The organism is Luteibacter sp. KNZ12-1A (genome assembly GCF_056755675.1).
Map to the genome: position 1 here is coordinate 1 of NZ_JBPGXU010000112.1, position 11920 is coordinate 11920.

11 protein-coding genes are annotated in these 11920 nt (G+C 66.5%); 9 read left to right on the forward strand and 2 right to left on the reverse strand.

The window, feature by feature from the left end; translation table 11 throughout:
* The first annotated feature begins 251 nt into the window (after positions 1-251).
* The 5 genes from ACR9ZJ_RS16690 to galU are packed head-to-tail and all read left to right on the forward strand — an operon-like array spanning position 252 to position 5469.
* Positions 252-509: a LapA family protein gene (locus tag ACR9ZJ_RS16690; RefSeq protein ID WP_481280809.1), complete on the forward strand. Its 258-nt coding sequence runs from the start codon at positions 252-254 to the stop codon at positions 507-509.
* Complete coding sequence (gene lapB / locus ACR9ZJ_RS16695; RefSeq protein ID WP_481280808.1) at positions 506-1678, forward strand: lipopolysaccharide assembly protein LapB; 1173 nt, start codon at positions 506-508, stop codon at positions 1676-1678. Before ACR9ZJ_RS16690 ends, lapB begins: the two co-directional genes overlap by 4 nt.
* A complete protein-coding gene (locus ACR9ZJ_RS16700; RefSeq protein ID WP_481288373.1) occupies positions 1675-2712 on the forward strand; it encodes an MraY family glycosyltransferase in 1038 nt (345 codons plus the stop codon). Before lapB ends, ACR9ZJ_RS16700 begins: the two co-directional genes overlap by 4 nt.
* On the forward strand, positions 2699-4597 hold the full coding sequence (locus tag ACR9ZJ_RS16705; protein WP_481280806.1) for a polysaccharide biosynthesis protein: 1899 nt from the start codon (positions 2699-2701) through the stop codon (positions 4595-4597). Before ACR9ZJ_RS16700 ends, ACR9ZJ_RS16705 begins: the two co-directional genes overlap by 14 nt.
* Positions 4594-5469 (forward strand): UTP--glucose-1-phosphate uridylyltransferase GalU, encoded by an 876-nt coding sequence (gene galU, locus ACR9ZJ_RS16710; protein ID WP_426287428.1) that lies wholly within the window; start codon positions 4594-4596, stop codon positions 5467-5469. Before ACR9ZJ_RS16705 ends, galU begins: the two co-directional genes overlap by 4 nt.
* A 278-nt stretch (positions 5470-5747) precedes the next feature.
* Here the strand turns inward: galU and ACR9ZJ_RS16715 are convergent, their stop codons facing one another.
* Positions 5748-7331 carry an amidase gene (locus ACR9ZJ_RS16715; RefSeq protein WP_481288374.1) on the reverse strand — a complete coding sequence of 528 codons (1584 nt, stop codon included), beginning with the start codon at positions 7329-7331 and terminating at the stop codon, positions 5748-5750.
* A 133-nt stretch (positions 7332-7464) separates the two neighbouring features.
* Between ACR9ZJ_RS16715 and ACR9ZJ_RS16720 the strand changes: the two genes are divergently transcribed.
* Together ACR9ZJ_RS16720 and ACR9ZJ_RS16725 are read left to right on the forward strand one after the other, a co-directional pair.
* On the forward strand, positions 7465-8169 hold the full coding sequence (locus ACR9ZJ_RS16720) for a c-type cytochrome (RefSeq protein WP_481288375.1): 705 nt from the start codon (positions 7465-7467) through the stop codon (positions 8167-8169).
* Between the two features lie 4 nt (positions 8170-8173).
* Positions 8174-9394: a c-type cytochrome gene (locus ACR9ZJ_RS16725; RefSeq protein WP_481288376.1), complete on the forward strand. Its 1221-nt coding sequence runs from the start codon at positions 8174-8176 to the stop codon at positions 9392-9394.
* On the opposite strand, the gene ACR9ZJ_RS16730 is transcribed toward ACR9ZJ_RS16725, so the two are convergent.
* Positions 9370-9903: a mismatch-specific DNA-glycosylase gene (locus ACR9ZJ_RS16730; protein WP_481288377.1), complete on the reverse strand. Its 534-nt coding sequence runs from the start codon at positions 9901-9903 to the stop codon at positions 9370-9372. The genes ACR9ZJ_RS16725 and ACR9ZJ_RS16730 overlap by 25 nt on opposite strands.
* Before the next feature lie 71 nt (positions 9904-9974).
* Between ACR9ZJ_RS16730 and ACR9ZJ_RS16735 the strand changes: the two genes are divergently transcribed.
* Together ACR9ZJ_RS16735 and ACR9ZJ_RS16740 are read left to right on the forward strand one after the other, a co-directional pair.
* The gene (locus tag ACR9ZJ_RS16735) at positions 9975-11093 is read left to right on the forward strand and encodes a mechanosensitive ion channel family protein (RefSeq protein WP_481288378.1); all 1119 of its coding nucleotides are present in this window, start codon (positions 9975-9977) and stop codon (positions 11091-11093) included.
* 92 nt (positions 11094-11185) lie between these two features.
* Positions 11186-11740 carry a DUF1003 domain-containing protein gene (locus tag ACR9ZJ_RS16740; protein ID WP_481280800.1) on the forward strand — a complete coding sequence of 185 codons (555 nt, stop codon included), beginning with the start codon at positions 11186-11188 and terminating at the stop codon, positions 11738-11740.
* Positions 11741-11920 lie beyond the last annotated feature (180 nt).

Sequence of the window (11920 nt, forward strand, 5' to 3'; positions counted from 1 at the left end):
CACCCCCCCGCGCGCCCTCCCGGCCCGTCAGCGCCGCGGGCCTGCCCGGCGGGCGGCCCCCGCCCGCGCCCCCCCCGGCAGATCCCCTCGCCGCACACAACGAACGCGAGGGCGAAGCCGAGCCCGTCTAAAGATCCACATGGCAACCAAGCGCCTCATCCAGGGCACCCAGTCCTGAACGTGCCGCCGAAGCTGTATGAAAAGCCAACCGCACCGCACCATGTTATTCAGGATTCGGGTAGAGTCCCCGGATGCGTCTGCTAGCCATCATCTTTCTCTTGCTGTTCATCGCCGCCGGGATCGTCTTCGGCGCGCTGAATGCCGACCTGGTGCCGTTCGACCTCGGCTTCGCCCAACTGTCCCTGCCCAAGGGTGGGGCGATGCTGGTGGCCGTGCTGGTGGGATGGATCCTTGGCGGAATCACCGCGTGGCTGGGAACGTCGTTCGCCCATCGGAGGCGCCGGCGCAGTCGTGGCGAACGCAAGGCGGACAACGCGACGACCGCATGAATCCGATCTGGTTGTTGGCGCTCGTTCCCCCGCTGGCCTTCGCCTGCGGCTGGTGGCTCGGCCGGAGGAGCCATGCCAGGCGCTCCGGAGAGCGGGTCAACGAGCTTTCCTCCGATTACTTTCGTGGCCTGAACTACCTGCTGAACGAAGAGCAGGACAAGGCGCTCGAGGTATTCCTGCGCCTTGCCGAATACAACCGCGACACGGTCGAGACCCATCTTGCCCTGGGCAACCTCTTCCGCAAGCGCGGCGAGGTCGACCGTGCCATCCGCCTGCATCAGCACCTGGTCTCGCGCCAGGGGCTGTCCGATGAAATGAAGACGGTGGCCTTGCTCGAACTGGGCGAGGACTATATGCGGGCCGGTCTGCTCGACCGGGCGGAAACGCTGTTCTCCGACCTCGTGGCCATGGATGCGCTGGCGCCCTCCGCATTGCGGCACCTCATCGCGATCTACCAGCACGAGCGCGAGTGGCACAAGGCCATCGATCATGCGCGCCGGCTGGAGACCATGACCGGTGAAGACGAGTCGGCGATGATCGCCCAGTTCTATTGCGAACTCGCCGAGCAGTCGCGCCAGCACGGGGCGCGCACCGAGGCCCGCGAGTACGTCAAGGAAGCCTTCGCGTGCCAGCAGGACTGCGTCCGCGCGCACATGATCGCCGGTCGTCTCTCCTCCGAGGACGACGAACTCGAACCCGCGATCGCCTCGTACGAGGCCGCCATCGCGGCGGACATCGCCTTCGTTCCCGAGATCCTGCCCCCGCTGCTCAACTGCTATGCACGCTCGCAGCAGATGGATCGCGCCGAGACCTTCCTGCGCGAGATCATGGAGCGTTACCACGGCATATCGCCCGTGTTGGCCCTGACCAGGCTCTACGAGGGCAGGGACGGTGAACGGACGGCCATCGATTTCCTCACCGGGCAGTTGCGCAAGCGTCCGTCCGTGCGCGGCCTGATGGCGCTGATCGACGCGACGATGGACAAGGTCTCCGGCGAGGCCCGTGAGAACTACCTCATCCTGCGCGACCTGACGCGCAAGCTGCTCGAAGGGCAGGCGATGTACCGTTGCAGCCGCTGCGGCTTCGGCGCCAAGGCGCACCACTGGCAGTGCCCGAGCTGCAAGAGCTGGGGCACGGTCCGTCCCATCCACGGCGTCGCGAACGAATGACGGGCACAGTCGCGAGCGCCGGCTCCCTGCTGATCGGCTGCGTCCTGGCCGCCTTCCTCGTCTCCTTCGCCAGTGTGCGCGTCGCCATCGCCTATGCGCATCGCCGCGGCATGCTCGATGCCCCCGGCCATCGCCGTTCGCACACGATGCCGACCCCCCGCGGTGGCGGCATCGGCATCGTCGCCGGTGCGCTGGCGGGCATGCCCGCGGCGTTCCTCCTCCTGCCGGGCTCGCCCGGTGCCGCGGTCGTCGGCGCTTTCACCGTGGCGGTGATCGCCGTGGCGGCCATCGGCTGGCTGGACGACCATGGCTCGCTGCCGATCAGGCCTCGCCTGCTCATCCAGCTCGCAGCCACCCTCCTGTTCTGCGTCGCGCTGGCGACGGGTACCGCCAGCCTGCTTTGGTCCTTGCCCCTGCTGGTGGCCGGTGTCTGGTGCATCAACCTGCACAATTTCATGGACGGGATCGACGGCCTGGCCGCGCAACAGGCGATGTTCTTCGGGGCGGCCTCGGCGGCCGTGGCCTGGGCCGCCGGCAACCCGGCCATCGCCGCTGCCGCCTTCGCCCTGGCCTTGGCGGCGACCGGCTTCTGGTGGTTCAACCGCTCCCCGGCCCGGATCTTCATGGGCGACGTGGGCAGCGGCACCGTCGGCCTCATGGTTTTTGCGATTTCCGCGATGTTATGGGCTTTTCGTACGAATTTGCTCTGGCCGGCGCTGATTTTCTCTTCCGCCTTCGTCATCGACGCGACCTTGACATTGCTCGTGCGAATGCTGCGCGGTGCGCGCTGGTACACTCCGCACCGCGAACACCTTTACCAGTGGCTCGTGAGGCGAGGGGCGTCACATCGGAAGGTAGCCGCGGGCTACTTCGCATGGAACGCGCTCGTCTGCGTTCCCGTCGCATGGATCGCGTTCCGCTTGCCAGCGGCGGCGCCCCTGTGCACGGGAGCGGTGTACCTGTTGGGAGCAGCGATCTGGCGTATTGGCAAGCGAACCTGCTTGCGTCGAAGGGAGCGACATGTTTCTGCGTAAGTTCATCGGCATCATCCACCCCCGCACCGCGGTCGTCGCGCACGACCTGGCCATGGCGGCGCTCGCCTGGTGGATCGCGAAAGCCCTGCGCTATGCCTTGATGCCGGACCTCGCGCCGGTCACGTACCTGCCGATGGAGTTTCCCATCGTGCTGCTGGTGCAAGGCGCGGTGTTCAACTGGACCGGCCTTTACAAGGGTGTCTGGCGGTTCGCCAGCCTGCCCGACCTGTGGAACATCATTCGCGCGACGGTGATCGGCGCGCTGATCATCGGCCTGGCCATGGTCATGTATGCGCGCCTGGATGGCGTGCCCCGCTCGGTGCTGCTGGTGTACCCGGTGGTGCTGGTGGTGCTGCTCGGGCTGCCGAGGCTCAGCTACCGTTTCTGGAAGGACAGCCGCATCGACCTGTTCCAGTCGGCGCCGACCAAGCGCGTGCTCATCGTGGGTGCCGATCGGGCGGGCGAGGCATTGTCCCGCGACCTTCGCCGCGACAGCCGCTACAGCGTGATCGGATTCGTCGACGACAACCTCGCGCTTCGCGGCGCGCAGATCGGCGGCATCCCCGTGCTGGGCACGGTGGACCAGTTGGCGGAGTTGTCGAAAGCGGTGGCGGTACAGATGCTGCTGATCGCGGTGCCGGGTGCGACCACGGCGCAGATGCGCCGGATCGTGGCCTTCTGCGAGAGCACGGGGCTGCCGTTCCGTACCGTCCCGCGCCTCGAGGATGTGGTCGCGGGGCGTGCGCAGTTCAACGAGATCAAGGAAGTGGCCATCGAGGACCTGCTCGGCCGAGATGCGGTCGAGCTGGATTGGACGGCCATTCGCGAGAACATCAGCGGCCGCCGCGTCCTCGTGACCGGCGGCGGCGGCTCGATCGGTTCGGAACTCTGCCGGCAGGTGGCGCGCCTCGGCGCCAACTCGCTCACCGTGGTCGAGATGTCGGAGTACAACCTGTACCGCATCGGCCAGGAGCTGACCTCGGCCTATCCGGAACTGATCTTCAACGGCGTCCTCGCCGACGCGCGCGACGCCACCGCGGTGAATCGCCTGTTCGAGGAGACCCAGCCGCAGATCGTCTTCCACGCCTCTGCCTACAAGCACGTGCCGATGTTGCAGGGGCAATTGCGCGAGGCCTTCCGCAACAACGTCCTCGGCACGCGCATCGTCGCCGATGCCGCGGTGCGCTGTGGCGCGGAATCGTTCGTGCTGATCTCCACCGACAAGGCGGTGAACCCGACCTCGGTGATGGGCGCCTGCAAGCGCATGGCCGAGATCTGGTGCCAGAACCTCGCAGCGCATACTTCGACACGTTTTATCACGGTCCGCTTCGGTAACGTACTGGACTCCGCCGGTTCGGTGGTCCCGCTGTTCCGCCGGCAGATTCGCCAGGGCGGTCCGGTGACGATCACGCACCCGGAGATCTCGCGTTATTTCATGACCATTCCCGAGGCCTGCCAGCTGATCCTCCAGGCGGCCAGTCTCGGCAAGGGGGGTGAAATCTTCGCGCTCGACATGGGCGATCCCGTGAAGATCCGCGACCTCGCCGAACAGATGATCCGTCTGGCCGGCAAGCGTCCCGGTTCCGACATACAGATCGTCTATACCGGACTGCGATCGGGCGAGAAGTTGTTCGAGGAACTGTTCCACCCACTGGAGAACTACACCAGCACGACCCACGCGAAGATTTTCCAGGCACAGCACCGCCAGGTCTCGTGGGAAATGTTGCAGATACAGCTGGCACGCGCCGAGGAGGCCGTGGCCGCGTTCGATGAAGAAACCCTGCGCCGGTGCGTGTCGCAGCTGCTGCCTTCCTTCCGCTGGAGCGAGCCGCAGACCGACAACGTGCTGCCGCTACGCCGAAACGAAAGTGGAGACAACGCATGACCCAACCCCTGCGCAAGGTCGTATTTCCCGTCGCCGGCCTCGGTACGCGCTTCCTTCCCGCGACCAAGGTGGTGGCCAAGGAAATGCTGCCCGTGCTCGACCGTCCGCTGATCCAGTACGCAGTGGATGAAGCCGTCGACGCGGGTGCCGATACGCTGGTGTTCGTCACCAACCGCTACAAGCATGCGATCGCCGACTATTTCGACAAGGCCTACGAGCTGGAAGAGAAGCTCGCGGAAAAGAACAAGGAAGAACTGCTGTCGATCCTGCGTGGCATCCTGCCGCGCCACGTCCGTTGCGTGTTCGTCACCCAGCCGGAGGCCCTCGGCCTCGGCGATGCCGTGCTGCGCGCCGCACCCGTGGTGGGCGACGAGCGCTTCGGCGTGATGCTGCCGGACGACCTGATCTGGACCAAGGGCAAGGGCGCGTTGCGCCAGATGGCCGAAGTGGCCGATGCCAACGACGCCGGCGTGATCGCCGTCGAGGAAGTGCCGGAGAACGACACCGACAAGTACGGCATCGTCGATACCAGCGAACAGCTCAGCGATCGGGCCTCCGTGATCACCCACATGGTGGAGAAGCCGAAGCCCGCGGATGCGCCGTCGAACCTCGCCGTGGTCGGCCGCTACGTGCTGCCCAGTGGGATCTTCGAGTACCTGCGCAACACCAAGGAGGGCGCCGGCGGCGAGATCCAGCTCACCGATGCCATCGAGAACCTGCTCAAGGACAAGGGCAAGGTGCTGGCCTACCGTTTCGAGGGCACGCGCTTCGATTGCGGCAACAAGGCCGGCCTGGTCCGCGCCACGATGGCCATGGCGCTGGAAGACCCGAAGCTCGCACCGATCGTGCGCGAGTTCGCCAACAAGGCTTGATCGCCGTCGCCTGTTGGCGGAAGTCCCTGTGGAAGAGCTGGCTCCAGAAGAGTCGGCTCTAGAAGAAGAGCCGGCTCAAGAAGAAGAGCCGGCTCAAGAAGAAGAGCCGGCTCAAGATGATGAGCTGGCTCTGTGTGGGAGCCGCTTCAGCGGCGATCCTCGCGGCAGCGGGGCGGGTTGCGGCGAGCACCCATCGCCGCTGAAGCGGCTCCCACAACTGACGCGGCTCTCACGCGGAGACGGTTCCCACAACTGAACCGGCTTACATGTGAGTCTCTTTATTTCGTCGGCAGGGTCGGCAGGAACTTCGGGCGGCGGAAGGCGTTGGCCTTCCGCTCCACGCCATAGGCGATCGCGATCAGGGTGGGTTCGCTCCATTTCGCGCCGAAGAACACCACGCCAACCGGCAACTCGTGCGCGAATTCCACCGGCAGCGTGATCGAGGGATAACCGGCGATCGCGGCCGGGGCCGACACGCCGCCGACGGTCGGGTCGCCGCTCACGACGTGGTCGCCCAGCACCAGGTCGTTGACGAAGGCGGGGCCCCAACTCGGCGCGAGCAAGGCGTCGAGGTGGTCTTTCGTCAGCGCCGCGTCGATGCCTTCCGGGCCCGCCAACCGTTTGTTCGTGTCGCGCATCTGGATGTACTTCGGATCGTCCAGGTCGCCCTTGGCCTGTGCGGCAAGGAACAGCTCCTGGCCAAACCACGGCATTTCCCTGGCCGCCTCGCGCTGGTTGAAGGCGATGAGGTCGGCCAGTGTCTTCATCGGCTGGTCCGGACGCGTGGCGAGGTAGGCCTGGATGTCGTGCTTGAACTCGAACAGCAGCACGTTCAGTTCGTTATCGCTCAACTCCTTGAGGTGTGGAATTTCCACCGGGTCGACCACCGTTGCGCCTTGTGCCTTCAACAGGGCGATGGTGGTTTCCAATGCATGGTCCGCATTCGGTTCGATGCCCGCCAGCTGGCGTACCACGCCGATGCGCTTGCCGCGCAGCGCTTCCGGGTCGAGGAATTTCGTGTAGTCGGTGGCGTGTTTGTCCGCCTCGGCCGTGGCCGGATCACGAGGGTCGCTGCCCGCGATGGCGCCAAGGACGGTCGCCGCGTCCGCCACGCTGCGCGCCATCGGGCCTGCCGTGTCCTGGCTGTGCGAGATGGGAATGATGCCGGCACGGCTGACCAGTCCTACCGTCGGCTTGATGCCGACCAGGCCCGTCATGGCGGCGGGGCAGATGATGGAGCCATCGGTTTCGCTGCCGATCGCCACGGTGGCGAGGCCCGCGGCCACGGCGGCGCCGGAACCGGCGCTGGAACCGCAGGCGTTGCGATCGAGCACATAGGGATTGACCGTGAGGCCGCCACGCCCGGTCCAGCCGCTGGTGGCGTGGTTCGAGCGCATGTTCGCCCATTCGCTGAGGTTGGTCTTGCCCAGGATCACGGCGCCCGCCTTGCGCAAGCGGGCGGCGACGCCCGAGTCGCGTGGCGCGGGCTTGCCGACGAGGGCCAGTGAACCCGCCGTCGTCATCATGCGGTCGCCCGTGTCGATGTTGTCCTTCAGCAATATCGGGATACCCGCCAGCGGACCGTTCTTGCCGCTCTTGCGCGCAATGGCGAGTGCGTCGGGGTTGGTCTCCAGCACGGCATTGATCGTGGGACCGGCCTGGTCGATCGTCGCGATACGTTCGATGAAGAGCCGGGTGAGACCTTCGGGCGTGAGCGCGCCGGACGCATACGCCTGGCGAATCGTGGTGATCGAGGCGAAGGCATCGTCCTCGCCGGCATCGCGGGCGGCGACGGCGCCGCTGGCAAACATCAGTACGACGGCGGCCGCGAGGGCGACGGGCTTTGACCAGGCATGCGGCATATGACGTTCCCCTTGGCGGATCGGACGGCGGATCGCGTCAATCTTACCCGCGCGGCGCCCGGCTATACTGTAGCGACGCCGTGCCCGCCCGTTTATCCGGCGCGGGTAGCCCACGTTATCCAGGGAGTCCCACATGCGCTGTCTCGTCCGCCGGCTCGCCGTCACGGCTGCCGTGCTCTGCGCCGCATCGGCGATGGCCACCGATTCGCCGACGGTGCCCGACACGCTGGTCCAGCGCATCGCCGCCTGCACGAGTTGCCATGGCGAACACGGCGAGGGCGGCGACAACGGATTCAATCCGCGCCTGGCGGGGAAGCCCGCAGGCTACCTGCACCGCCAGATGCAGGACTTCCAGCGCGGCCTGCGCCACTACGACATCATGGAGTACACGGTCGCGCCGCTGACCGACGACTACATGCGGGAGATCGCCGAGTACTTCGCGGCGCAGGAGGTGCCTTATGCGCGGCACCCCGTGCCGGCGACGACTCCGGCCGCCATGGCGCGCGGCGAACAGCTGGTCTCGAAGGGCGACCCCGCGCGTGGCATTCCCCCGTGCATGGCGTGCCACGGACCCAACCTCACGGGCGTGCAGCCGGACATTCCCGGGCTGGTCGGCCTGCCGTACGACTACATCAGTGCGCAACTCGGATCGTGGCGCACCCATACGCGCAGCACGGTCGAACCCGATTGCATGGCGACCATCGTCATCCGCTTGAGCGACGCCGACATCAGCGCGGTCTCCGCCTGGCTGGCACAGCGCCCGGTGCCCGCCGACGCGCATGCGGAACCGGCCGGTAGCGTGACGCCACCGCTGCGTTGCGGCGTGCTGGGAGGCTGAACCCATGACCACGATATCCCGCCTCCTCGTATTGCTCTCGCTGGCCCTGGCCAGCACCTTCGCTTTCGCCGACGACACCGTGCAACGTGGCCGGTACCTCGCCGCGGCTGGCGATTGCGCCGCCTGCCACACCGCGCGCAATGGACAACCCTTCGCCGGTGGCCGCGTGGTACCGACGCCGTTCGGAGCCATCCCCGCGCCGAACCTCACGCCCGACCGCGAGACCGGGCTCGGCGCGTGGAGCGCCGACGATTTCTACCGGGCCATGCATTCGGGCAAGGGTCACGATGGCACGTCGCTGTATCCGGCGTTTCCCTTCACCTCTTATACGAAGGTCACGCGCGCCGACACGGACGCGATCTTCGCCTACCTGAAGACCCTGCCCGCGATAAAACGCGCGAACACGGACGACACGTTGCGCTGGCCTTACAACATGCGTTCGCTGATGGGCGCCTGGCGCACGCTGTACTTCGAGGAGGGCGAGTTCCAGTCGGACCCGGCGAAGTCCCCGGCTTGGAACAGGGGCGCCTATCTCGTCCAGGGCATCGGCCACTGCAACGAGTGCCATGCGCGTCGCAACAGTTTCGGCGCGATGGTGGACGATCCGTTCCTTGCCGGTGGCATCGTTCCGGTGCAGAACTGGTACGCGCCCGACCTGTCGATGGGCGCTGGCGGTGGGCTCGCCGGGTGGACCGAAGCCGACGTCGTCGCCTTGCTGAAGACCGGCCGTTCGCGCAAGGGCACGGCATTCGGGCCCATGGCCGAAGTGGTGATGCGCAGCACGCAGCACCTGAGCGACGGTGACCTCGCGGCCATGGCCACCTACCTGAAGTCGCTGCCTCCTCGCGACCCGCCACGTCAGCGCGAATCGGCCGCCGACGCGCGCGAACTCGCATTGAAGGGCCGCAAGGTCTACACCGACCAGTGCGCGGAATGCCATGCCGACGACGGCCGTGGCAAGGGAGAGGCCTATCCGCCACTCGATGGCAACGGGTCGGTGACCGATCCCAGCGGTATCAACGCGATTCGCATCGTGTTGTCCGGGGGCTTCGCACCCGCCACGGCGTCGAACCCCCGGCCTTATTCGATGCCTCCGTTCTCGCAGAAGCTCAGCGACGACGATGCGGCCGCGGTGGTCACGTACATCCGGCAGGCCTGGTCGAACAAGGCGCCGTCGGTGTCACCGAACGACATTCGCGCTTACCGTTCGGTCCCGGGCGGCTGAGCAGCGACGAAATCGGCCAGCGCCTGCCACACGTCGATGTCCCATGAACGCCGTGCCTGGCCGGAGGGCGAGGGCAGCACGAAGGCGGGGACGCCAGCGAAAGGCGCTGCCTGCAATCCGTACCCCGCGCCTTTGCCGAGCGCCGACACGCCGGCGTGTTTGCTGGTGAAGGCGATCACGCGCGGCGCGTAGTGTTCGATCTTGCTGCGCAGGGCCGCGACATCGAAGGCATCGACCGGAAGTTCGGCGTCGTTGCCGTAGTGGAATTTCGAAAGATCGGTGAGGCCGATGCCGAATGCCGGCAACAACGGAAATTCCGGCGGCGCGAGCAGGCGTGGCGTCAGCCCCACGGCGAAAAGCGTGCGCCAGAACATGTTGCCGGGATGGGCGTAGTAGGTGCGCTCGCGCGCGGAGCGCGTGCCGGCGGCGGTCCCGCAGATGACCAGACGCAGACCCGGTTGCAGCAGGTCGGGAAGGACGAAGGATGCGGTGCCGGGACGCGTGGCCATGGCGCCACTTTACCTCGTGCTTGCTGCGTCACAACAAAACGTGGACATCGTTCGTCCTAAGGTAGGTGCCCATGAACCCTTCCGACAGGATGCCCGATTTTGCGCATCCGTGGACGCGTTTCGCGCTGGCCGTGGTGGTGGCGCTAGCGGTCGCGGGTCTGCTCCGCCGCGTGGTGCTGGCCTTCCTGCGCCGTTTCGCCCTGCGCCATCCGCGGGGCGCGAGCATGATCGCGCGGGCCAATGCACCCATGGAGGCCATCGTTCCGCTGGCCATGCTGTTGCTCGCGTTCCGTGCCGCGCCGGACGAGCCGGCACGACTGATCGGCGCGCTCGAGCACACGGTCGGCCTGAGCCTGATCGTCGCCTGCACGTGGTTCGCCGTGCGTTGCGTCGGCGCGCTGGACGCGATGGTGTCCCGCTTCCATCCGACCGACCTGGAGGACAACCTGCGGGCGCGCCGCGTGCAGACCCAGGTGCGCGTGTTGAGCCGCACCGCGATGGTGGTGATCGTGGTGCTGGGCATCGGCGTGGCCTTGATGACGTTCCCCGCCGTGCGCCAGTTCGGCGCGAGCCTGCTCGCGTCGGCGGGACTCGCAGGCCTGGCGGTGGGCCTCGCCGCGAAGCCGGTGCTCGGCAACCTCATCGCGGGCATCCAGATCGCACTCACCCAGCCGATCCGTATCGACGACGTGGTAATCGTCGAGAACGAGTGGGGCAGGGTGGAGGAAATCACCAGTACCTATGTCGTGGTGAGCATCTGGGACGAGCGGCGGATGATCGTTCCGTTGCAGTATTTCATCGAGAACCCGTTCCAGAACTGGACGCGGACCAATTCGCGGATACTCGGCTCGGCGATGCTCTGGTTCGACTACGGCTTGCCGCTCGATCCCCTGCGTGCGGAACTGGAGCGACTGTGCAAGGCCGCACCCGAATGGGATGGGCGCGTCTGCGTGCTGCAGGTGGTGGACACCAACGACAAGGCGATGCAATTGCGGGCATTGGTGAGTTCGACGAACTCCGGCAAATCGTGGGACTTGCGCTGCAAGGTTCGCGAAGGGTTGATCGATTATGTAAGGCGTGAATTTCCGGACTTCCTACCGCGTGTCCGCGGCGAGGTGGCGAGCGACGTCCGCATGGCCGACGCAGGGACACCCCCTTTCGGGCACCGGATGACGTCAGCGCGACGCTGAACCCCGCGAGATATCGCGACAAGCGGTGCCCTCTCGCGGCGTGCTAGCGTCACGCCGGAATCGAGCCCCTTACCCCTTGAGAGGACTGCCCCATGTCGGTGAACGAACACCCCAGCGAACACGCGGCGCGCCGCTGGTTCGCCAAGAGCCTGTCGGACCTCGGCCACGCCGAGCAACGGCTCCTCGATCGGCTGGTCCAGCGCAAGTTGGTCGCCGAAGATGTCAACGAGGTATTCAGTTCAGACCTGACCTATGGCCAGCGGCTGGCGGACAAGGTCTCGAGGTTCGGTGGCTCGTGGACCTTCATCATCGTCTTCGCGATCGTGCTGGCCCTGTGGACGGCCTTGAATTCCTACCTGCTGCACCGGCCCTTCGATCCTTACCCGTACATCTTCCTCAACCTGCTGTTGTCGATGCTCGCGGCCATCCAGGCGCCCGTCATCATGATGAGCCAGAACCGCCAGGCGGCGAAGGACCGGCTCGATGCGGAGAACGATTACAAGGTGAACCTGCGCGCCGAGATCGAGATCATGGGGCTGCACGACAAGCTCGACCAGATGCGCAGCGACGAGCTCGAACGCATGCTGGTGAAGCAGCAGGAACAGATCGACCTGTTGTTGAAGCTGGTCGGCAGAGGGGAGGGGTGAGGCCGGCATCCATCGCGCCCGGGAAGCGCGATGGTGGGAGCCGACCTTGATGGGAGCCGACCCTGGTGGGAGCCGACCCAGGTGGGAGCCGACCCAGGTGGGAGCCGACCCTGTCGGCGATGGGTGCTCGCCTCACCCTGGCCCGCTGCCGCGGGATCGCCGACAAGGTCGGCTCCCACC

Bases quoted from the DNA above. Each gene is read 5' to 3' on its own strand.
- ACR9ZJ_RS16690 (WP_481280809.1), top strand. From the start codon at position 252: ATGCGTCTGCTAGCCATCATCTTTCTCTTGCTGTTCATCGCCGCCGGG.
- ACR9ZJ_RS16735 (WP_481288378.1), top strand. From the start codon at position 9,975: ATGAACCCTTCCGACAGGATGCCCGATTTTGCGCATCCGTGGACGCGT.
- lapB (WP_481280808.1), top strand. From the start codon at position 506: ATGAATCCGATCTGGTTGTTGGCGCTCGTTCCCCCGCTGGCCTTCGCC.
- ACR9ZJ_RS16720 (WP_481288375.1), top strand. From the start codon at position 7,465: ATGCGCTGTCTCGTCCGCCGGCTCGCCGTCACGGCTGCCGTGCTCTGC.
- ACR9ZJ_RS16725 (WP_481288376.1), top strand. From the start codon at position 8,174: ATGACCACGATATCCCGCCTCCTCGTATTGCTCTCGCTGGCCCTGGCC.
- ACR9ZJ_RS16715 (WP_481288374.1), bottom strand. From the start codon at position 7,331: ATGCCGCATGCCTGGTCAAAGCCCGTCGCCCTCGCGGCCGCCGTCGTA.
- ACR9ZJ_RS16705 (WP_481280806.1), top strand. From the start codon at position 2,699: ATGTTTCTGCGTAAGTTCATCGGCATCATCCACCCCCGCACCGCGGTC.
- galU (WP_426287428.1), top strand. From the start codon at position 4,594: ATGACCCAACCCCTGCGCAAGGTCGTATTTCCCGTCGCCGGCCTCGGT.
- ACR9ZJ_RS16740 (WP_481280800.1), top strand. From the start codon at position 11,186: ATGTCGGTGAACGAACACCCCAGCGAACACGCGGCGCGCCGCTGGTTC.
- ACR9ZJ_RS16730 (WP_481288377.1), bottom strand. From the start codon at position 9,903: ATGGCCACGCGTCCCGGCACCGCATCCTTCGTCCTTCCCGACCTGCTG.
- ACR9ZJ_RS16700 (WP_481288373.1), top strand. From the start codon at position 1,675: ATGACGGGCACAGTCGCGAGCGCCGGCTCCCTGCTGATCGGCTGCGTC.